General features: G+C 68.6%; 14 protein-coding genes. 6 read left to right on the forward strand and 8 right to left on the reverse strand.

What is annotated here, in order from left to right; translation table 11 throughout:
* Positions 1 to 21: 21 nt before the first annotated feature.
* Both FMP39_RS05015 and FMP39_RS05020 read left to right on the forward strand, forming a co-directional pair.
* Positions 22 to 2,184: a hypothetical protein gene (locus FMP39_RS05015; protein WP_171439636.1), complete on the forward strand. Its 2,163-nt coding sequence runs from the start codon at positions 22 to 24 to the stop codon at positions 2,182 to 2,184.
* A gap of 142 nt (positions 2,185 to 2,326) precedes the next feature.
* Positions 2,327 to 7,894 (forward strand): DNA repair ATPase, encoded by a 5,568-nt coding sequence (locus FMP39_RS05020; RefSeq protein WP_141588847.1) that lies wholly within the window; start codon positions 2,327 to 2,329, stop codon positions 7,892 to 7,894.
* A gap of 15 nt (positions 7,895 to 7,909) precedes the next feature.
* Here the strand turns inward: FMP39_RS05020 and FMP39_RS05025 are convergent, their stop codons facing one another.
* The gene (locus FMP39_RS05025) at positions 7,910 to 8,605 is read right to left on the reverse strand and encodes an expansin EXLX1 family cellulose-binding protein (protein WP_141588848.1); all 696 of its coding nucleotides are present in this window, start codon (positions 8,603 to 8,605) and stop codon (positions 7,910 to 7,912) included.
* A 92-nt stretch (positions 8,606 to 8,697) separates the two neighbouring features.
* On the reverse strand, positions 8,698 to 10,476 hold the full coding sequence (locus FMP39_RS05030) for a von Willebrand factor type A domain-containing protein (protein ID WP_141588849.1): 1,779 nt from the start codon (positions 10,474 to 10,476) through the stop codon (positions 8,698 to 8,700).
* Positions 10,477 to 10,619: 143 nt separating this feature from the next.
* Between FMP39_RS05030 and FMP39_RS05035 the strand changes: the two genes are divergently transcribed.
* Positions 10,620 to 11,108 carry a VOC family protein gene (locus tag FMP39_RS05035; RefSeq protein ID WP_194858242.1) on the forward strand — a complete coding sequence of 163 codons (489 nt, stop codon included), beginning with the start codon at positions 10,620 to 10,622 and terminating at the stop codon, positions 11,106 to 11,108.
* Between the two features lies 1 nt (position 11,109).
* Here the strand turns inward: FMP39_RS05035 and FMP39_RS05040 are convergent, their stop codons facing one another.
* From FMP39_RS05040 to FMP39_RS05060, 5 genes are all read right to left on the reverse strand, one after another.
* Positions 11,110 to 12,231, reverse strand: a complete 1,122-nt coding sequence (locus FMP39_RS05040; RefSeq protein ID WP_141588851.1) for a heparan-alpha-glucosaminide N-acetyltransferase domain-containing protein — start codon at positions 12,229 to 12,231, stop codon at positions 11,110 to 11,112.
* A gap of 20 nt (positions 12,232 to 12,251) precedes the next feature.
* Positions 12,252 to 13,709, reverse strand: a complete 1,458-nt coding sequence (locus FMP39_RS05045) for a metallophosphoesterase (RefSeq protein ID WP_141588852.1) — start codon at positions 13,707 to 13,709, stop codon at positions 12,252 to 12,254.
* Positions 13,710 to 13,821: 112 nt separating this feature from the next.
* A complete protein-coding gene (locus tag FMP39_RS05050) occupies positions 13,822 to 14,736 on the reverse strand; it encodes an SDR family oxidoreductase (protein ID WP_194858245.1) in 915 nt (304 codons plus the stop codon).
* Between the two features lie 167 nt (positions 14,737 to 14,903).
* Positions 14,904 to 15,461, reverse strand: coding sequence for a DUF3105 domain-containing protein (locus FMP39_RS05055; RefSeq protein ID WP_141588854.1), 558 nt, complete (start codon positions 15,459 to 15,461; stop codon positions 14,904 to 14,906).
* The gene (locus FMP39_RS05060) at positions 15,461 to 16,513 is read right to left on the reverse strand and encodes a hypothetical protein (RefSeq protein WP_228557680.1); all 1,053 of its coding nucleotides are present in this window, start codon (positions 16,511 to 16,513) and stop codon (positions 15,461 to 15,463) included. The genes FMP39_RS05055 and FMP39_RS05060 overlap by 1 nt, the downstream gene beginning before the upstream one ends.
* Positions 16,514 to 16,679: 166 nt before the next feature.
* Here FMP39_RS05060 and FMP39_RS05065 point away from each other — a divergent pair, with 166 nt between their 5' ends.
* The 3 genes from FMP39_RS05065 (at position 16,680) to FMP39_RS05075 (ending at position 21,117) form a co-directional block, all read left to right on the forward strand.
* Entirely contained in the window at positions 16,680 to 18,554 is a 1,875-nt protein-coding gene (locus tag FMP39_RS05065) for a M2 family metallopeptidase (RefSeq protein ID WP_141588856.1), read from the forward strand.
* A gap of 115 nt (positions 18,555 to 18,669) precedes the next feature.
* Positions 18,670 to 18,873, forward strand: a complete 204-nt coding sequence (locus tag FMP39_RS05070) for a cold-shock protein (RefSeq protein ID WP_011553608.1) — start codon at positions 18,670 to 18,672, stop codon at positions 18,871 to 18,873.
* Positions 18,874 to 18,906: 33 nt separating this feature from the next.
* A complete protein-coding gene (locus FMP39_RS05075) occupies positions 18,907 to 21,117 on the forward strand; it encodes a hypothetical protein (protein ID WP_141588857.1) in 2,211 nt (736 codons plus the stop codon).
* Position 21,118: 1 nt separating this feature from the next.
* Here the strand turns inward: FMP39_RS05075 and FMP39_RS05080 are convergent, their stop codons facing one another.
* Positions 21,119 to 21,859 (reverse strand): FKBP-type peptidyl-prolyl cis-trans isomerase, encoded by a 741-nt coding sequence (locus FMP39_RS05080; protein ID WP_228557681.1) that lies wholly within the window; start codon positions 21,857 to 21,859, stop codon positions 21,119 to 21,121.
* Positions 21,860 to 21,873 lie beyond the last annotated feature (14 nt).

Consider the following 21,873-nt stretch of genomic DNA (forward strand, 5'->3'; position numbering starts at 1 on the left):
ATCATCAATCAGGAAATGGCCATGGACCCCATTACCGCGGTCGCTGCCGGCATCGGTGGCATCATCCTTCTCGGAGGCATCCTCCTCACCATCGTCCGGCTCTACCGGCAGGTGGACCAGGGCAAGGTGCTCATCGTCAACACGCTGAAGAACGAGCCGGTCGTCACCTTCACCGGCGCGGTGGTGTTCCCCATCATCAACCGGGCCGAGGTGATGGACATCTCCTTGAAGACGGTGGAAATCGACCGCCGTGGCAAGGAAGGCCTCATCTGCCGGGACAACATCCGGGGTGACATCAAGGTCACCTTCTTCGTCCGCGTGAACAAGACGCGCGAGGACGTGCTGAAGGTGGCGCAGACCATTGGCTGCGCGCGTGCCTCCGACCAGGAGACGCTGGAGAACCTCTTCGAGGCCAAGTTCTCCGAGGCCCTCAAGACGGTGGGCAAGAGCTTCGACTTCGAGGAGCTCTACACCAAGCGCGAGGAGATCAAGGACCAGGTCGTCAACGTCATCGGTCGTGACCTCAGCGGGTACATGCTGGAGGACTGCGCCATCGACTTCCTGGAGCAGACCCCGGTCGAGATGCTGGACAAGGACAACATCCTCGACGCGCAGGGCATCCGGAAGATCACCGAGCTGACGACGAAGCAGAACGTCTTCACCAACGAGCTGCGCCAGGACGAGCGCATGGCCGTCACCAAGCGCAACGTCGAGGCGGATGAGGCCATCTTCGCCCTCGAGCGTCAGCGTGAAGAGGCCGCCGCGAAGCAGAAGCGCGAGATCGACAGCATCCAGGCCCGCGAGACGGCCGAGGCCGAGCGCGTGAAGCAGGAGGAGTACGCCAAGGCCCAGCTGGCGCGCATCAAGGCCGAGGAAGAAATCAACATCAACGAGCAGAACAAGGCCCGGCAGATCGAGGTCGCGCAGAAGAACCGCGAGCGCGTGGTGGGCGTGGAGACCGAGCGCGTGGAGAAGGACCGCGCCCTGGAAGCCATCAACCGCGAGCGTGAGACGGAGCTGCAGCGCATCGCCAAGGAGAAGGCGCTCGAAGGCGAGAAGAAGCTCATCGCCGACGTGGTGCGCGCCCGCATCGCCGTGGAGAAGACGGTGGCGGAGGAGGAGGAGCGCATCAAGGACCTGCGCGTGAAGGCCGAGGCCACCCGCCGCAAGGACGCGCTGCTCATCACCGCCGAGGCGCAGGCGCAGGAGAAGCTGGTCAAGGACATCAAGGCGGCCGAGGCCTCCAACGAGGTGGCCAAGTTCACCGCCAAGGAGAAGCTGACGCTGGCCGAGGCCGAGCTGGAGGCCGCTGACAAGACGGCGAAGGCGAAGGTCCGTCTGGCCGAGGGCGTCCAGGCCGAGGCCGCCGCCGAGGGCCTGGCCGAGGTCCGCGTGAAGGAGGCCGACGCGCAGGCGCAGGAGAAGCTCGGCATGGTCAACGTCCGCGTGAAGGAAGCCGAGGCGGGCGCCATCGAGAAGCAGGGCCACGCGGAGGCGAACATCGTCCGCGAGAAGCTGCTGGCGGAGGCCGCGGGTGCGCAGGAGAAGGGCCTGGCCCAGGCGCGCGTCCTGGAGGCGGAAGCCAGCGCCATCCAGAAGCGCGGCGAGGCGGAGGCCATTGCCACGCGCGAGAAGCAGCTGGCCGAGGCCGCTGCCATCCAGGAGAAGCTGCTGGCCGAGGCCCGCGGTCTGGCGGAGAAGGCCGCGTCCATGAAGCTGATGGACGGCGTCGGCCGCGAGCACGAGGAGTTCCGCCTCAAGCTCAACAAGGAGCGCGACGTGGAGCTGGAGGCCATCCGCGCGAAGAAGGACATCGCGCACGCGCAGGCCGAGGTGCTGGCCAAGGCGTTCGCCAACGCGAAGTTCAACATCGTCGGTGGCGACGGCCAGTTCTTCGAGCGCTTCGTCAAGGCGGTGTCGTTCGGCACCGCGGTGGACGGCGCGCTGGACCACGGCGAGGCGCTGAAGACGGCGCTGGGCGGCTACCTCAACGGCGAGAAGGACCTGCCGGCCGACCTGAAGGAGATTCTCTCCAAGCCGGGCCTGAGCAACGACGCGCAGAACCTGGCCGTGGCCGCGCTGCTGCACAAGATGGCGGCCAGCCCCGTGGCCGCGACCTCCGCCGGCCTCAAGGCGCTGGTGGAAGACGTGGCGCGTCCGGGCACGGTCGACAAGCAGGGCTGACAGTCCCAATGGGCCACCGCCGTGAACAGGCGGCGGTGGCACGGCCGTAAGACGATCCTCACTCCGGCCTCCCCTCCGGGGTGGCGCCCCTCCGCTCGGGAGGGTGCGGGGGTGGGGGTCTTCGCATTTCCGGTGAACACTCATGGCAACTGACGGTGGCAAGGGCGCGGCGCCCGCGGGCGAGGCGGCGCTGGAAGGCGGCAGCTACGAGGTCATCCGTTCGCGGCTCCTGTCGCAGGCGGATGTGCTGGGCGCGAAGGCGACGGACCTCAACGGGCGGCGCAAGGCGCTCTTCGGTGGGACCGAGCTGACCGTCATCGGCAACGAGCGGGTGCGCACCGAGCACAACTGCGTCCCGTGCGACATCGCCAGCGTCGGCAAGTACCTGCTCTTCGGCTACAACGTCTTCATCGGTCTGAAGCGGGAGACGTCGGTGTCCGACGTGTTCTCCCTGCACAAGTTCGAGAAGACGGCCGACGGGTACGACTTCTCCGCGGTGCCCACCTCCGAGGCCGGCGGCTTCCTGGCGGACCCGCGCTTCGTGAAGGACTTCGGCGAGCTCTACAAGTACTACAAGGACGCGAAGCTCCTTCAGATTCGCAAGCTGGACTCGCGCCTGCTGGCCGTCTTCCAGACGGGTCAGTCGCTGCGCGACATCAAGGTCTTCCGCTTCAGCCTGGACCTGGAGGGCCGCGCCACCTACCTGGACAACCAGGGCGAGCGCGACCATGTCTTCCCGCCGTCGCACGACTTCGAGTGGACGGTGGCCACGCGTGACAACTACGTCACCGGCCAGCACCCGCACGTCAACGTGCTGGACCAGGTGTTCGTGGAGACGGTGAAGGGCGACCTCACCATCAAGGTGGAGGACAACACCTCCACCGGCATGGGTATCTACAGCGAGCCCGTGGACGACCCAGACCAGTCGCTGGACGACGCCGAGTTCGCCTGGGCGCAGGTGGGCACGCTCATCCTGCTGCGGGTGCTGCCGTTCCGGGAGAAGACGCACCGCTACCTCGTCTTCAACTCGCGCACGCAGCACGTGGTGCGCATCGACGCCATGGGGCAGGCGTGCGTGCGGCTGCCGGAGGACCAGGGCATCGTCTTCCCGGGCGGCTATTACCTCCAGACAGGGGACTTCAAGGTCTTCGACGGCGCCGCGGCGTCGGAAGGCATGGAGTTCAAGCGCGCCATCCGCTCGCCCAACGGCGAGGACGTGCTCTACATCTTCCACCGGCGGACGGACGGCTGCTACGTCCTCTTCCCGTACAACCTGGTGCGCAAGGAGGTGCAGAACCCCCTGGTCGCGCACGGCATGAGCCTGTTCTCCGACGGGCAGCTCGTCATCTTCCGCTCTGCGTCGGATGAGCCCACGCGCGTCCACCCGATGCAGGTGTGGCAGACCCCGTTCGTATCCGCGGAGCACGCGGCGGGGACGCCGCCGGCCCCGGGCTACCTGGGCAAGGTGGGCAACGCGGAGCTGGTGCGCGGCATCTCCGACGCGCTGACGATTCAGCGGATCGCGAAGTCGGAGAAGCCCACCCGGCGCACGTATGAGGACCTGGTGTCCTCGGCCACCCGCGCGCTGGACGCGTACTACTGGCTGGGCCATGAGGAGACGGGCCTCCAGGAACCGGTGGAGACCCTGCGGCGCACCGCCGAGCTCATCATCGATGAGTTCGAGAAGGTGGTCGCGATGCAGAAGCGCGCCACCGAGTCGCTGGCGGCCGCGGAGGTGGAGCAGGAGACGCTGCTGCTGCGCGTCCAGCCGGAGAACCTCACGCACGCGGAAGCCTTCATGCAGGCGCTGGCGGACCTGCGCAAGCAGCGCGGGCACCTGATTACGTTGAAGGACATCCGCTACATGGACCTGGGACGCGTGGACGTCCTGGAGACCGCGGTGGTGGAGTCGTCCGACCGGGTCAGCACGGCCTGCGTGGAGTTCCTCCAGACGGGCGAGGCGCTGGCGCCGCTGGCCTCGCGCCTGGACGAGCTGCTGGTGCAGTTGGAGCCGGTGCAGACGTCCGTGGAGCTGGCGCCCCTGGGCGAGGACGTGGAGCGGACGGCCCACGGCCTGGAGGTCCTGGGCGAGGTCGTGGGCGGTCTCCAGGTCGGTGACCCGCTGGCCCGTGCGCGCATCCTGGAGGGCATCTCCGAGCTGTTCAGCCGCCTCAACCGCGTGCGCGCCAGCCTCGCGGCCAAGCGCAAGGAGCTGTCCGGCCGGGAGAAGCGCGCGGAGTTCGGAGCGCAGTTCAAGCTGCTGGGGCAGAGCATCGAAAGCTCGCTGTCGCAGGCGGACAGTCCGGAGCGCTGCGACGAGGCGATGTCCCGCCTCACCGTGCAGTTGGAGGAGCTGGAGGGCCGCTTCGGCGAGTTCGACGAGTTCCTGGAGCAGATCACCCAGAAGCGCGAGGAGCTGCTGGAGGCCTTTGGCGCGCGCAAGCAGTCCCTGTTGGACGAGCGGCAGCGCCGCGCGCAGAGCCTCTTTGGCGCCGCGGAGCGCATCCTCCAGGGCGTGCAGCGCCGGGCCAAGTCCTTCAAGACGGACGACGAGCTCAACGGCTATTACGCCTCCGACGCGATGATTCTCAAGCTGCGCCAGCTGGCCGACCAGCTGATGGAGCTTCAGGACAGCGTCCGCGCGGACGAGGTGATGTCGCGCGTGAAGTCCGCCAAGCAGGACGCACTGCGCGCCCTGCGGGACCGGCAGGACCTGTTCGCGGATGGCGACAACGTCATCAAGCTGGGGACGTACCGCTTCAACGTTAACACGCAGCCGCTGGACCTGACGCTGCTTCCGCGCGACGGCGAGCTGTACCTCCAGCTCACCGGCACGGACTACGCGCAGAAGGTGGATGACGCGGAGCTGCTGAAGTACCGCGACCTCTGGGATCAGCACCTGGTCTCCGAGTCGCCGGCCGTCTACCGCTCCGAGTACCTCGCGGGCTGCCTTCTGGCGGACGCGGAGGATGGCAAGCGTGGCCAGTCGCTGGATGCGCTGCACGAGGCGCTCATCAGCGGCACGCTGCTGGAGAAGGTGCGTGCGTACGCGGCCGACCGCTTCGACGAGGGCTACGAGCGTGGCGTCCATGATGCGGACGCGGTCTCCATCCTGGAGAAGTTGCTGGGGCTGCACCAGGGCGCCGGCCTGTTGCGCTTCGCGCCGGTGCCGCGCGCCTGGGCGGCGCTGTACTGGGCCTTTGACGCGGATGAGGCGGCCCGCACCGTGTTCCAGCGGCGCGCGCGCAGCCTGGCGCGGCTGCGCACCACCTTTGCGTCCGGCGGCAGCATGGCCGAGGTGGGCGAGGCACTGGGCGAGCGCATCGCCGCGTTCCTCACCGCGAACGGCCTGGCGCACTCGCCGGCCGAGCCGCGGCAGGCGGGCCGTTACCTCGTCGAGGAGCTGGGCGCGGAGCACCCGCGCTTCACGACCAGTGGTGAGGCGGTGGCGCTGCGGGACGCGTTCCTGCATGAGCTCGACCGGCACGGGACGCGGTCCGCGTTCGAGGACGACCTGCGCGGCCTGGAGAAGGACCTGGGCGCCCGGCTGGAGCTCGCCCGGGTGTGGCTGGACGGCTACCTCGCGCAGCGCGAGGGCGGTCCGGGGGATTCCGTCCATGTGGCGCTGGAGACGGCGGTGCTGCTGCTCACCGGCTCCAAGCTGGACCGCGAGACGGCGGGCGCGCTGACGGCCACCGAGGTCTCCGCGCTGCTGGGCAACCATTCGCGCATCCAGGACCGGAAGCTGCCGCTGCGCCTGGACGAGTTCCTGGCGCGCCTGGGCGAGTTCCGGCAGGTGCGGGTGCCTCAGTACCAGGCATACCGTGCGCTGCTGAGGGACTTGCTGGAGCGCGAGCGCCGCAAGCTGCGCCTGGAGGAGCTGACGCCGAAGGTGCTGTCGTCCTTCGTGCGCAACCGGCTCATCGACGAGGTGTACCTGCCGCTCATCGGCGCCAACCTGGCGAAGCAGCTGGGCGCGGCGGGCGAGGGCAAGCGCACGGACCGCATGGGCATGCTGCTGCTCATGTCGCCTCCGGGCTACGGCAAGACGACGCTGATGGAGTACGTCGCCAGCCGCCTGGGGCTCACCTTCGTGAAGGTGAACGGCCCGGCGCTGGGTCACTCCGTGAAGTCGCTGGACCCGGCCGAGGCGCCCAACGCCACGTCCCGGCAGGAGGTGGAGCGCATCAACCTGTCCTTCGAGATGGGCAACAACGTGATGCTCTACCTCGACGACATCCAGCACACGGACCCGGAGCTGCTCCAGAAGTTCATCTCCCTGTGCGACGGCCAGCGCCGCGTGGAAGGCGTGTGGAACGGCCGGACGCGCACCTATGACCTGCGCGGGAAGAAGTTCTGCGTGGTCATGGCCGGCAACCCGTACACGGAGACGGGTGAGCGCTTCCGCATCCCGGACATGCTCGCCAACCGCGCGGACACCTACAACCTGGGTGACATCCTCGACGGCAAGGAGCACCTGTTCGCGCTCAGCTACATCGAGAACGCGCTCACCTCGAACACGGTGACGGCGCCGCTGGCCACGCGCGACCCGGCGGACACGCACCGCCTCATTCGCATGGCGCAGGGCGAGGAGGTCCAGACGGGCGAGCTGAAGCACGGCTACGCGGCGGCGGAGCTCCAGGAAATCATCGCGGTGTTCCAGCGCATGTTCCGGGCCCAGTCGGTGCTGCTGAAGGTGAACCTGCAGTACATCGCCTCGGCGGCGCAGGACGAGCGCTTCCGCTCCGAGCCCGCGTTCAAGTTGCAGGGCAGCTACCGCAACATGAACAAGCTGACGGAGAAGATTGTCTCCGCGATGACCGACGACGAGCTCGAGCGGCTCATCGACGACCACTACCAGGGCGAGTCCCAGACGCTGACGACGGCGGCGGAGCAGAACCTGCTCAAGCTGGCGGAGATGCGCGGGCGCCTGACGCCGGAGAAGGCGAAGCGCTGGGAGGACATCAAGCAGGGCTTCGCGCGCGTGAAGCGCATGGGCGGCAAGGACGACGACCCCGTGGCCCGCGTCACCGGTCAGCTCAGCGGCATCGAGGAGCAGCTGGGCGCGGTGCGGGACGCGGTGGTGCAGGCGGCCAACCACGTCTCCGCCAGCCAGGCGCGTGACGAGCAGCCGGGGCCCGTGGTGGAGGTGCTGCCTCGCCTGGAGTCCCTGCGCGAGGCCGTGCTGGAGGTGGCGAAGGTGGGCCGCGAGTCCGTGAAGGCCGCGAAGGCCACCCCGGCGCCCGTCGTCGCCGCGCCCGTGGCCGCGGGGCCGGACCTGACGCCGTACCTCAAGCACATGGCGCACCTGCTCAAGGCGCTGACGGAGCGGGTGGCGGCGCAGGCGGAGCGTCCGCCGGAGCCTCCGGCGGAGTCCGCGCCCACCGTGCGGATGGCGGCACTGGCGCCTTCGCCTGACTTCGGCGCGTACATGGAGCAGCTCTCCCGCGCCATCACCGCGCTGGCGGAGCGTCCTGTGAATGTGTCCGCCAACGTGCCCGCGGAGGCTTTGCAGCGCACCGCGCTCACGGGGCCGTCACCCGCCGAGCTGAGCCGTCAAATCGAGCTGGTGGAGGGCGTGCTGCTCCCGTTGGAGCGCGCCTCGCGCCGCGCCATCCAGGGCGAGGGCGAGGGCGTCATGAAGTCGCTCCAGGTCTGGCAGAACGTCACCGAGGCCCTGGAGCTGTTGCGCTCCATGCTGCGGCGCTGAACCGCGCGCCGCGCGCTAGCGGAACTGGCCAGAGCCCTCGGCACTGCGGTTGTCGAGGACTCTGTCCAGCGTGTCTTCCAGTTGCTGGCCGTCCACGGCGGTGACGCGCACGGAGAAGGGTCCGTCGCCCATTCCGCTCAAGTTGACGAAGTAGTTGTAGCTCTCGCGCGGGACGTCCTGCCATCCGCCGGTGCCGCGCCGCCACTCCAGCTTCTGGATGGGCAGGCGGTGGTTGCGGACCTGGATGGCGGTCCACCAGGGATTGCTGCCGTTCTTGAAGTGGTACTCGATGTTCCCCGCCACGTCGCAGGACACCGGCGTCCAGGTGATGTTGACCCGGCCCTGCTGCATCTCCGCGATGCGGGCGAAGGCTTCCCGGCTCAGGTCCAGGTGGCCGGATTCACACTCCGGGCAGCGGTCCACGATGCGCACGCGGACCGAGCCCTTGGGGCCGGTGATGTCCACGCACTGTCCACAGGCCGCGCTGTTGGCGTACTGGGGCGTGTTCATGGCGGCCACCATCAAGTCACCTGTCGGCTCGTAGCTGCAATTGCCGGAGCCGGTGGCGTTGTAGTAGGTGGCGATGCCCTGTTGTTCCTCGCCCAGCGGCGCGCCGCCGCCAGACGGGTCGTCACTGCAACCGCCACAGGCGATGAACGCCGCGGCGACAGGGATGAGGAAGCGCCGGGACTTCGAGCGAAGAGGGTGCATGGCCGCTCAGCATATCCCGCAAAAACGGCGTCGGGGTGGAAGGGCCCCGGGCACCCTCCACCCCGACGTGTATGCGGGCTTGCGCCCCGGTGTCAGCGGCCCCGGACGGAGGCGCCCTTGAGGGCGCGGGCCTGCGTCACCAGCCGCACGAACTCCTTGCGGTCGGCGTCACCCTCGGTAGCGCCTTCGGCCAGCTTCTCGGCCGTGGCCAGGCTCCAACCCTCCGCGGAGGGGCTGTCGCGGAGGACGTCGGCGGTGGCGGCCACGGCGACGGCGAAGCGGAAGTCCGGCGACGCCTGCGCCAGCGTGTCACGCAGCTTCGTGCGCTCGAAGGGGAATTCGCGCTCGGAGGCCTCGGTGCCGTTGGGCGCCTTGGCGCGGACGCGGACGGTGGCCAGCGGCTCGGTGGTTTCACCCGTCAGCTCCACCTCGTACACGGCGGTGACGTTGTGGCCGGCGCCAATCTCGCCCGCGTCCACCTTGTCGTTGCGGAAGTCGTGGTCGGCGACGTCGCGGTTCTCATAGCCCACCAGCCGGTAGCGGCGGACCGACGCGGGGTTGAACTCCACCTGGAACTTCACGTCCTTGGCGATGACCTCCAGCGTGCCGGTGAGCTGCGTCTCGAACACCTTCTTCGCCTCGCGCAGGCTGTCCACGTAGAAGCAGTTGCCGTTGCCCTTGTCCGCGAGCTTCTCCATCAGGTCGTCGCGGTAGTTGCCCATGCCGAAGCCCACGGTGGTGAGGGTGACGCCCTCGGCCGTGTACTTGTGGATGCTGTCCAGCATGGCGTTGGCGCTCACGTTCCGGCCGATGTTGGCGTCACCGTCGGTGAGGACGACGACGCGGGACACCACGCTGCCGGAGGCCTTCTTCACGGCGTGGCGGTAGGCCAGCTCCATGCCGGAGCCCATCGCCGTGCCGCCACCGGCCGTGAGCGAGTCGAGCGCGGCGTGGATGCTCTTCACGTCGGTGGCGGGCGTCGGCGGCAGCACGTCCCGGGTGTTGCCCGCATAGGTGACGATGGCGACGGTGTCGTTCTCGTTGAGGTTCTTGACGGCGACCTTGATGGCCTCCCGCGCGAGCGGCAGCTTGTCCTCCGAGTGCATGGAGCCGCTGGTGTCCACGAGGAACACGAGGTGCGCGGGCTTGCGCTGCGAGCGCGAGACCACCTTGCCCTGTACGCCCACGCGCAGGAAGTGGCGCTTGGCGTCGAAGGGCGAGGGCGCGCCCTCCAGGTGCACCGCGAAGGCGCCCGTCTCCGGGGGCGCGTAACGGAACTTGAAGTAGTTGACGAACTCCTCCACGCGGACGGCGGAGGCGGGCGGGAGCTGGCCGTTGACGAGGTAGCGGCGCGACACCGTGTACGACGCGGTGTCCACGTCCGCGGCGAACGTGGAGAGCGGGTCCTTGGCCGTCTCGACGAAGGCGTTGGCCTTCCAGGCCTCGAAGGTGTTGCCGCCCGCGGGAGCGGCGTCTTGTGGTTTGGACTCGAGGGGCGCGCCCGCCAAGGCGTCAGCGGACGGCTTCATGGGGCGCGCTTCGCGCCGGTGCAGCTCGGCCTTGCCCAGGGAGACCTTCCTGGCGGCTTCCGGCGCGGGGGCGCGTGCAACAGGCTCGGCGAGCGCGGAAGCCGGGGGGGGCGCAGGGGCCGGGGCTGCCACGGAATGCTCGGCGCTGACCCGGTCCGCGACGTACTCCTCTCGCTCAGAAGCGGGCGCGGCGTCGTCATCCCTGGCAACGGACTGTGCGGCCCCCTGGCTCGGCCGCTCGTCGGTGGCGGGGCTCCGGTTGTGGCACGCGGGCAGGGTGCTGGCGACGAGAAGGGCACTTCCCCAGACAGTCAGTTGGCGCTTCAGCGAGAAGGGGGACATCGGGGCTCCAAGGTCGGTGAGTAGGTCGCCTCCCGAAAACGCATGGCCCGCGAGAAAGGGTCTAACGCCGAATGAATTTTCCGGCGAACACCCGGGCCGGGCGTCCTTGTCTGGAGCACCACCGTCTGACAGGGTGCCGCGCCATGCAGACCGCCAGGCCATTTCGAATTCTGGGTGTTCAGCAGATCGCCATTGGAGGCGCGGACAAGGCGCCGCTCCGCAAGCTCTGGGTCGACCTGCTGGGCTTGACGCCCCACGGCACCTACCGCAGCGAGCGCGAGAACGTGGACGAGGACATCGTCACCGCGGGCGCGGGCCCCTTCAAGGTGGAGGTGGACTTGATGCAGCCCGTGGATCCAGAGAAGAAGCCCCGCGTCCACGAGACGCCGCTCAACCACGTGGGCCTCTGGGTGGACGACCTGCCCGTGGCCGTGCAGTGGCTGGAGTCCCAGGGCCTTCGCTTCGCCCCCGGCGGCATCCGCAAGGGCGCCGCGGGCTTCGACATCTGCTTCATCCACCCCAAGGGCAGTGAGCAGTTCCCCTTCGGCGGAGAGGGTGTGCTCATCGAGCTGGTGCAGGCGCCGAAGGAGGTCATCGCTGCCTTCGAGTCGCTATCCGCCGTGGGTCACTGAGTCAGCGCCCGGCGGGGGCATGCTGGCCCTGCCGGAACAGCCGTCCCGAGAAGTTCCGGAGCGCGGGCCGCAGCACGCGCTCCAGCCGGTCCAGGGCGACGCACAGCACGAAGGTGAGGCCGATGATGACGGCTGTCAGCACCCAGTACTGGAGCCAGCCGCTGCGGTCTCCCCAGAAGCGCTGGAAGGAGAAGACGCCGCCCAGCCGGTAGAAGAGCAGCATCTCGTGGAAGAAGTACGCGGACAGCGACGACGTGCCGAATACCTCCACGAAGCGCCGCAGCCGGGACGGCGCTGCATTCACCGGGACCCGGGCCTCCAGCCACGTCAACACGAGCAGCACCGAGCTCACCCAGCCGAAGCGCGCCGCCGCGTTGGAAGGATTGGCGACGAAGAAGCGGTGGGGCGGGTAGAGGCCGTAGAGGAAGTCACCGAGCACCGCGCCCGTGAAGCCCAGCCCCATCAGCACCAGCAGCGCTTTGATGAGCCCGGCGCGGCCCCAGGCGCCCGCCACCGTTCCCGCGAAGACGCCCAGCCACGCGTAGCCCAGCCAGGGCAGCAGCGGGAAGGGTGCGAAGGAGGACTTCTCCGTCAGCGTGGCCCAGGGGCCATCCACCTGTTCACCCAGGGGCGACACGGCGAACGTGGCCATGGCCAGCACGAAGGCACCGGCGCTCAGCACCTTGGGGCGAGCGGAGAGCAGCGCCGCCACCGGTAGGACGATGAGCAGGCACAGGCCCACGCACTGGAGGATGTCCATGCGGAAGATCCACTGGGGCTCGCGCAGCAGAGGGAACCATGCCCAGTTGACCAGGGTGGCCACCGCGAGCACCTCGCCAGCGCGGCGGAGGTTGCGGTGGACGCGCTCGCGGAGCACGCCGCTGGCGGCGCTGCGGACCATCATCAGGGCGGTGGCGAAGCCTGCGGAGAAGATGAACGCGGGGGCCACCAGCCCGTCGACGCGCAGCAGCCGCGCCACCCATTCGCTCTGCCGCAGCTCGGGCGTGAGCAAGGCCAGGGTGTGCGTCTGGACCATGAAGAGCACCGCGATGCCCCGGAGCCAGTCGATGGCTCGGATGCGATCACGGGAGACGAGGGCAGGGGAGGCGGGCGTGGACGTCACAGCCCGCCTACCCTAGAGCATCAGCGGACCCAGCTCACGTTACTGATGGTGAATTTAGAGCCGTCCTGCTTCTCCGCGTTCGTCATCGGCGAGTACACCCGCGTGGAGAAGGTGTTGGCCGCCGTGTCCACCTCCACCAGCCGCGTCAGGTTCGATGTGTTCTCGTGGTACGACGTCAGGATTTGGTGGATGGTGTTGCCGTGGACCCCCGTGCTGGCCCGGTACGCGGCATTGCCCGTGTGTCCGGAGAAGACGAACCGCACGTTGGCGTACTGCTTGATGAGCTGGTCGAACACGAACTGCGGGCTGTTGTTGCCATAGCCGCCGTTGCTCTGCTCGATGGCGCCGCTGCCATTCAGGTGGGAGTGGGTGTTGATGATGACGTTGTGACGCGGATGTTGCGCCAGCACCGTCTTCGCCCAGTCCACGGCGCCCGTGCGAGCCCACAGCTCCAGGTTGACCACCAGCCAGTCCAGGCCGCCGGCGGAGAACGTGTGGTAGGAGTTGTCGATCTTCCCCGGCTCGTAGACGCCCCCCAGCGCGGTGAAGCGCGTGAGCGGGAAGTGCGCGTTGAAGGTGGTGGTGTCGCGCAGGTTGGCGTTGACGTTGCCCGGGCAGGCGCTGCCGCCGGGGCACACGGCCGCGGTGTCATGGTTGCCAATGGCGTAGACGTAGGGCAGGCCGGCGGCGTCCAGAATCTCGGTGGCCTCGCTGGCGCGCACGTACTGGATGTGGTCCGGCGTGTCCCAGTTCACGACGTCGCCCGTGTGCAGCACGAAGCGCAGGTCGAGCGAGCTCCGGTTGTCCACCAGCCACTGGAGCCGGTGCGTGAGTCGCGTGGGGGGCGTGGTGAGGACCTCGTTCTGTGTATCGGGGATGACGGCGAAGGTGAACTTCGTGTCGACCGGCGGCGCGGACTCCGGGGCGGCGTAGAACTTGATGCCCTGGTTGACCCAGCCGGTGGAGGCGAGCGCGTCGCGCTGGGCCTCGGTGATGGCGAAGCGGTGCTTGCGCAGCGTGGTGTTGGAGAAGCGGTACACCGGAACGAGGCATGACGCGGCCGTCTTCGACGCGTAGAAGCCGACGTTCTCGTCCGTCGTGTAGCCCCCGTTCTGCATGAGGTCGTTCCGCTCGGCCTCATCAATGGTCCAGAAGTGCTCCTGCCGGCTGGGGCTGTAGATGCGGTAGACGGGGGACAGCCCCGTCCCCGTGGAGGCCGCGGCGAGAAAGGCCACGCCCCGGTCTTCCGTGTAGCCCCAGGTGGTGGCGGCGTTGGCGGCCTCGTTCGCGTTGAGCGTGTAGAGGCTGTCTTCGTTGGCCGGCTTGATGCGGTGATGGACGGCCCGGCTCATCGAGTCGCAGTTCAGCGCGGACTCGGTGGTGGCGACCTCGACTTCGGGCTGTGATTCCACCGGGCCGCCGCACGCCGCCAGCAGGCCCAGCAGTGCCACGGGGACCGAGGTTCTCAGGTGTCTCAAAGGTGTCTCCTCGCAAAGGGGTGTCGCGGACAGGGATGACCGCAAAACGAGTATTGCGAGGAAATCAATAGCACCCGAGTCGTGGTCCTGGAAGACCCACCCTGGGCAATGTCTATCGGTAACCCGTGGCGTCGGCGGGTTTGCCCGCGTCCTGGACCTCGACGACGTAGCGCCAGGCATCGGGCTGGCTGCCATCCAGGTCCGTGAAGCCGTAGACGCGTGCGAGCTGGCCGCTGGACAGGGACTGGCCGTTCCACCGGGCCTTGTCCGCGTCCGATGCCAGCGCGGCCACGGCTCGGCCGACATAGGCCGGCGTCTCCGAGATGACGAAGTGGGGCTCCTTCACCGTCGCGTCGCGCCAGTTCGCCTCGGTGACGCCGAAGTGCTCCAGCATGCCTTCGGAGCGCATCCAGCCCGGCGTCAGCGCGACGGCGGTGGCGCCATGGGGCCTGAGCTCTCGAGCCTGGCTCCAGGCCAGCCGGAGCACGGAGGCCTTCGCGAGGTCGTAGAACGTGGAGATGCGGTAGTTCGTCGCGTTGTAGTCGGCGGTGCCGTCGGTGACCTCGACCAGGAGTCCTCCCGGGCGGCGGATGAGCAGCGGCAGGGCGAAGTGGCTGGTGATGAGGTGCGTGTCCACGCCCAGCCGGAGCAGCCGCAGCCCCTTGTCGAGCGAGTGCTCCCACACGCTCTTGTTCCACTCGAAGATGGACTCGCCGCCCCAGATGTCGTTGACGAGCACGTCGAGCCGGCCCTGTTCCCCATCGATGCGCTCCACCAGGGCCCGGACCTGTTCGGGCACCAGGTGGTCCGTCTGCACGGCGATGCCGAGCCCACCCGCCGCCGTCACCTGCTCGGCGGTCTCTTCAATGGTCTCCGGCCGGTTCTGCTCCGAGCGCTGGGCCCGTGTCGTCCGGCCCGTGACATAGACGGTGGCGCCCGCCGCGCCGAGCTGCACCGCGATGCCCCGGCCTGCTCCTCGCGTGCCGCCCGCGACCAGTGCCACGCGTCCCTTCAGTGAATCCTTCATGTCCCGCATGCCCGCCTCCTGGGGGATGTTCGTACCGAGGGGCGAGACTACGGAGGATTGTTGACACCTCCTGTCATGATTGGGCGAGTCGGCGGGGTTCACGAAGGAACGCGCCGTGGCCTTTCATCTCCTCACCTGTTCGACATCGCGCGAGGAGGTTGCGCGGCTCAGGGCGCGGGGCAGGTGAGCCTCGGCTCCGGCGCGTCGACGTCCTGGAGCCGCAGCAGGCAGCGAAGGGCGTCGGGGTCCGCGGAGTCCGCCAGGTACGTCCGGCGCCACAGCATCGCTGCAACGCGCCGGGGAAGGGTGGGATCCGGCGCGACGAGGGCCCGGCGGACGGCATTGCCTCCCCGAGGCGCTGTCGCCGCCGCGGCTTCGAGCTTGGCGACTTCGTCCGGACAGCCATCCGGGCAGTTGTAGAGGAACACCGCGTGGCCGTGCTCCAGGTTGTGGACATAGAGGCAAGGGGAGACGGGCTCGGAGGCGCTCCCGCACGGGGCCACGCTGCCGCAGTGGAGGCCGGAGTTGGGCGGATTTTCTCCGTTGCCACACCCTTCGCTCGAGCAGGTGTCGAGGTGGTGGGAGGGGCTCGGCGCCGACAGCGGAAAGCTGAACCGCTCGCAGGCGTCGGCATCGTCGGGAGCAGTGTCGCCGCAGCCGGCGAGCGCGAGGACCGTCAGGAGGGGGAGGAGCGGGCGTGGCATCACGGCCGCGTCATACCGCATCAGCCGGGAAACGCGCCCCGCCGCTCCACGTCAATGTCGCGCAGGCCTTTGAAGCCCAGTCCGGTGGCGAAGCGGAGGAAGTCCTCCCGGGAGAGGCTGCCTCCGGTTGCGTTGAGCGGGAGCCCTCCGAGCTCCATCGGCGTCCGGCTGCGAACGGCGAAGTCCACGCGGCCCGGCAGGTAGCCCGCGTTGGCGGCGATGATGATGTGCTCGGGGAGCCGCTGGGCCCAGCGCACCGCGACCTGCGGATGGACCTGGGCCTCCGAGCTGAACAGCAACAGCGCCACGGGACTGGCGATGCGAGGTGGCGTCTTCGAGCACCTCAGCACCTCGCGCTGCACCTCCAGCCGACAGTCATGCAATGTGTCGACGCCAGGGACGTTTCCGCGGGTGATGTCGGTGGCGCTGCCCGCTCGAAGGAGGACCCCCAACGCCAGCGGTGCCGCGTACCGGGAGGACTTCCGGGCCGCGTTCAGCAAGGCCACGGATTCCGTCACGGCGGTGCGACCCGCCCGGCGGAGGGCGTCCTTGAGGAAGGGAATGGGCGCATCCACGCCCTGGTCCGCCACGGTCCCCAGGACGGCCAGCCATTCCAACGGGCCCGGCACCACGCAGGGCGACACGAGCGCGTAGGTGAGCAGGCTGCAACTGACCGCGGGCTCCAATCCCCGTGCGGAGAGCACGGTCGTGCCCGCCTTGCCAGCCGGGGCCAGGGCCGCTTGGGGCGCCACGATGAGCGTGGGGAGGTCCGGCGGAGCGACGGAGTCGTCCATCGCATCCGATGACATCTCGAGCACCACCCATGCGTCGGGCTGTGCAGCACGGAGGCGCTGCTGAAAGGTTGGGGAGAGGGCATGCTCGCCCTTGGCCGGTACCTGCGCCTTGACCCGCGCTCCCACGGCCTGGAGCGCGCGGAGCACCAGCGCCCCTGCGGCGAGCCCGTCCACGCTGGGGTGGGGCGCCACGACCACGTGGCGATCCTTCAGCGCCCTCAGGAAGTTACGAGCGTCCGCCAGCGCCTCTTCGGATGCGGGCCAGCGGGGGTCCTTCATGTGTCCGAGCAACATGGGGTGAAGGTTTAACGCAGTGGGGCGACACGGGAGGCCGTGCATGGAGCGCCCGCACGGTACCCGGCCGGGCAGATCCAGCGCCGAACCGGGAGGGGACCACCCAGTTTCGGAGTGTCATCAGTCGCGGGTTCTTCTACGGTCGGCGGCCATGAACCGGAAACGTCCCCTGAATTCCCTCCTGCGTGCGGCCGCGGTCATGGCGCTGCCCGCCTTCCTGGGGTGCGCCCAGGATTCGCAAGTGACGCGCGAGGCGCCCACGCCCGCCGAGTCCCCCGCCGCCGCGTCGCAGCCCACGCCGGCAGAGGCGAAGGCCTTCGCGGAGAAGGTGAACGCGGACCTCAAGCGCCTGTGGACGAAGCAAGCCACCGCGGAGTGGATCAAGTCCACGTACATCACCGATGACACCGAACAGAACGCCGCCTTCGTCAACGAAGAGGTGCTGGCCTACGTCAACGGCGCCATCAAGGAGGCACGGCGCTTCGAGGGCCTGACGTTGGACGCGGACACCGCGCGCATGCTGCACCTGCTCAAGGTGTCCCAGGCGCTGCCGGCGCCGTCGGACGCGGAGCGGCGGTCCGAGCTGGCCGCCACGGCTGCGAAGCTGGAGGGCCTCTACGGCAAGGGCAAGTACTGCGGGCCGGACGGGAAGGGGAAGTGCCGCGACCTGGAGGTGCTGTCCGACGTCATCGCGGAGAGCCGCAACTACGACGAGCTGCTGGACGCGTGGCAGGGCTGGCACTCCGTGGCCCGTCCCATGCGGCCGCTGTACGAGCGCCTGGTGTCCATCTCCAACGAGGGCGCGAAGGACATCGGCTTCAACGACCTGGGCACGCTGTGGCGCTCCGCGTATGACATGTCGCCGGCCGAGTTCGAGGTCGAGGCCCAGCGCCTGTGGGGCCAGGTGAAGCCGCTCTATGACGACCTGCACTGCTACGTGCGCGGCCGTCTGGCGAAGCAGTACGGCGCCGACAAGGTACCCGACGGCAAGCCGATTCCCGCGCACCTGCTGGGTAACATGTGGGCGCAGGAGTGGAACAACATCTACCCGCTGGTGGAGCCCTTCCCCGGCCAGGCCAGCCTGGACGTGGACGCGGCGCTGAAGCAGCAGAAGTATGACGCGATGCGCATGGTGAAGCTGGGTGAGAAGTTCTTCACCTCGCTGGGCCTCAAAGAGCTGCCGCCGAGCTTCTTCGAGCGCTCGCAGTTCACCAAGCCGGAAGGCCGCGACGTCGTCTGCCACGCCAGCGCCTGGGACGTGAACTTCAGCAACGACCTGCGCATCAAGATGTGCATCAAGCCCACGGAGGAGGACCTCGTCACCATCCACCACGAGCTGGGCCACAACTACTACTACACGTACTACTACCAGCTCCCGGTGCTCTATCAGGCCGGCGCGAACGACGGCTTCCACGAGGCCATTGGTGACGCGCTCACGCTGTCCATCACCCCGGGCTACCTGCAGCAGGCGGGGTTGCTGAAGGCCGTTCCGAAGAACGAGAAGAACCTCATCAACCTTCAGATGAAGGACGCGCTGGAGAAGATTGCCTTCCTGCCGTTCGGTCTGCTCGTGGACCAGTGGCGCTGGGAGGTGTTCTCCGGCCGCGTGCAGCCGGCGGACTACAACAAGTCCTGGTGGACGCTGCGGGAGAAGTACCAGGGCGTCGCCGCGCCGGTGGCCCGTTCGGAGCAGGACTTCGACCCAGGGGCCAAGTACCACGTGCCTGCAAACGTTCCGTATACGCGGTATTTTCTGGCGCGCATCCTCCAATTCCAGTTCCACAAGGCGCTCTGCGAGGCGTCCGGCTATAAGGGCGCCCTCCACGAGTGCTCCATCTATGGAAACAAGGAGGCCGGCAAGCGGCTCCAGGCCATGTTGGAGCTGGGTGCGAGCAAGCCGTGGCCCGACGCGCTCCAGGCCATGACGGGAACCCGGCAGATGGATGCCACGCCGCTGCTCGACTACTTCAGCCCGCTCCGCACCTGGCTCCAGGCGCAGAACAAGGGCCAGAAGTGCGGTTGGTGACGGTCTGGAGTAGACGCGCCGGGCGGCCACGCTTAAATTGCAGCCGTCTAGGCGGGTTCGCTCGTAGGACCGGACGGCGGATATTCGCGTCCGTGACGAAAGAAGAAGAGAGCAAATGGCTACTGGTACCGTGAAGTGGTTCAACGATGCGAAGGGTTTCGGCTTCCTCACCCAGGACGGTGGTGGTGAGGACGTGTTCTGCCACCACACCGCCATCAACATGGATGGCTTCCGCACCCTCCAGGAGGGCCAGAAGGTGGAGTTCGAAGTGACCCGCGGCCCCAAGGGCCTGCAGGCCCAGAACGTCCGCGCGGCCTGAGCCGAGCGTCGTTCGAACTGCTTCTGATGCATCATGAGGGTCCGGCCCCACGGGGTCGGGCCCTTCGTGCTTTCTGGAGAGCGCTCCGTGCCTTTGTCGACGAAGTTCCGCCGCTCACGCGTCTGTCTGCTGCCCGTTCTCGCCGCGCTGGGTTGCTCCACCACGCCGGCCGTGCCGTCGAGCACGGGCACGGCCGCCCTCCCTGCCGCGTCGTCCAAGGCACCACCCCCTGCCAACGTCCCGGAGAAGGAGCCCACCGCCATGACGTCCACGTTCGACGCGGCGGCCCTGAAGGCGGAGCTCGCGACGCGGCACGGCGAGGCGCAGCGGGCCCGCATCGAGCGGGGCGTGGATCAGGTGGCGGCGATGTGGCGGCCGGAGGACGGAGACCTCGCGGCGTTCGCACGTGAACAGTTCCTGTCCGATCCGAGCGCGCTCGACGCGACCTTCCAGCGGCTGGAGCGGTTGTTCGAGCAACTCGACGGTCACCTGTACGAAATCGGGCGCGAGCTCCAGTGGTACACCGACCTGGACCTGGGGCCGTTGCTGCCGGTGGAGCCCCTGGTGGCGGCGTATGATCCGGCCGCCCACGTCACCACGGACCTGTTCCGCGCACGCGTGGGGTTCGTGGTGTTGCTCAACTTCCCGCTCACCACGTTGGCGGAGCGCGTGGAGCAGGGGCCGTCATGGACGCGGCGACAGTGGGCCGAGACGCGGCTGGCCGGGCGCTTCAACCAGCGCGTCCCCGCGGAGATTGAACAGGCGTCCTCGCGCGCCATCGCCGCGGCCAACCTGTACATCGCCGAATACAACATCTGGATGCATCACCTGGTGGACGCGCAGGGACGGCGCCCCTTCCCAAAGGGGCTGCGGCTCATCAGTCACTGGAACCTGCGTGACGAGCTGAAGGGTGACTACTCCGACGCGGCGACGGGCGCGCTGAAGCAGCGGATGATCGTCCAGGTGATGGAGCGCATCATCACGCAGACGATTCCCGCGGCCGTCATCGACAACCCGCGGTTGGATTGGGACCCCTTCACCAACACCGTGACGGTGGCGCCGCCGCAGACGGTGGAGGCGGATGCGCCCGCGCGCACGACGAAGCCGGATGCGTCGCCGGAGCCGGACACGCGCTACGCGCACCTGCTGGCCACCTTCCATGCGGCGCGCCAGGCGGACCCCTACGTGCCGGTGGCACCCACGCGAATCGCCCGGAGCTTCGAGCTGGGCCGCGAGCTGCCTGAGGCGCGCGTCCGGGCCTTGCTGACACAGGTGCTGGAGTCACCGTTGGTGCCGCGCGTGGCGAAGGAGATTGAAGCGCGCCTGGGCCGGAAGCTGGAGCCGCAGGACCTCTGGTACTCGGGCTTCAATCCGGGCGGCAAGCGGAAGGAGTCCGAACTGGATGCGCTGACGCGCAAGCGCTACCCCACGGCGGAGGCGTTCGCGAAGGACCTGCCGCGCATCCTCCAGGGCATGGGCTTCACGAAGGCGAAGGCCGTGTGGCTTGCGGAGCGAATTCGCGTGGACGCGTCGCGCGGAGCGGGGCACGCACAGCCGGCGCTTCGGCGAGGCGACTTCCCCCGGCTGCGCACGCGCGTGGAGAAGGGGGGCATGGACTACAAGGGCTACAACATCGCGGTGCACGAGCTGGGGCACAACGTGGAGCAGGTGTTCAGCCTCTACGGCGTGGACCACACGCTGCTCGCGGGGGTGCCCAACAACGCCTTCACGGAGGCGCTGGCCTTCGTGTTCCAGTCGCGCGACCTGGAGTTGCTCGGGCTGGGCAAGCCGGACGCGGCGAGCGAGCGGGAGCGGGTGCTCGGCGAGCTGTGGCAGACGTGGGAGCGCGCGGGCATCGCGCTGGTGGACATGTCGGTGTGGCACTGGATGTACGCGCACCCGGATGCCACGCCCGTGCAGCTTCGGGAGGCGGTGGTGGGCATTGCCCGCGAGGTGTGGAACCAGTACTTCGCGCCGGTGCTGGGCGGGGAGGGGAGCACGCTGCTGGCCGTCTACAGCCACATGATCAGCTATCCGCTCTACCTGCCCGACTATCCGCTGGGCCACCTCATCGCGTTCCAGATTGAAGAACACCTGAAGCGCAAGGGACCGCTGGGCGCCGAGTTCGAACGCATGGCCACCTACGGTTCGGTGACGCCGGACCAGTGGATGATTCATGCGACCGGGGCCCCGGTGAGCGCGGAGCCGTTGCTCCGCGCCGCCGAGGCCGCCCTGAGTCGCTGACCTACGGCTGCCGGGACGTGTCGCCGGGGATGTCGATGAGCTCGACGTCGAAGGTGAGGACGGCGTTGGGCGGGATGCGCGAGCCGGACGGCGGACGTTCGCCGTAGGCGGTGTTGCCGGGGCAGGTGAGCTTCGCCTTGCCGCCCACCTTCATCTTCGCCACGCCCTGCGTCCAGCAGGGGATCACGCCGTTGAGCGGGAACTCGACGGGGATTCCGCGGCGGGCGGAGGTGTCGAAGATGGTGCCGTCCACCAGCCGGCCTTCGTAGTGGACCTTGACGGTGTCGATGGCGCGCGGGCTGCGGCCGGTTCCCGCCTGGACCTGCTTGTAGACGACGCCGGAGGGAAGCACCTCCGCGCCGGGCTCCTTGGCGGCGCGCTCCAGCGCGGCCTTGCCCGCGAGGGCCTGCCGGCTCTTGGCGAAGGCCTGAATCCGCTGCGCCTGCTCCTTCGGGTCGATGTCGGACGTCTTTCCACCGAGTCCGTCGGACAGCCCCTGTTGCAGCACCTTCAGCTCCTCGGGCGACAGCGCGAAGAGGGACAAGTCACGGCCAATGGAGAGACCGAGCGTGTAGAGGGTCTGCTGGTCCTCCTCGGACAGCGCAGCGGGCGCCGCCGGCGCGGCGGCCGGAGTCGCCGGTGCGGCCTTGGCCGCGGGCTTCTTCGCCGACTTCGAGTCCTGCGCCTGGGCGCCCGTCGCGCCGAGCGCGAACACCAGGGCCGCCGTCCACATCGATCGCATGCATCCACCTTTCA

It is taken from the genome of Myxococcus sp. AB056 (genome assembly GCF_006547365.1).
Lineage (GTDB): Bacteria > Myxococcota > Myxococcia > Myxococcales > Myxococcaceae > Myxococcus > Myxococcus virescens.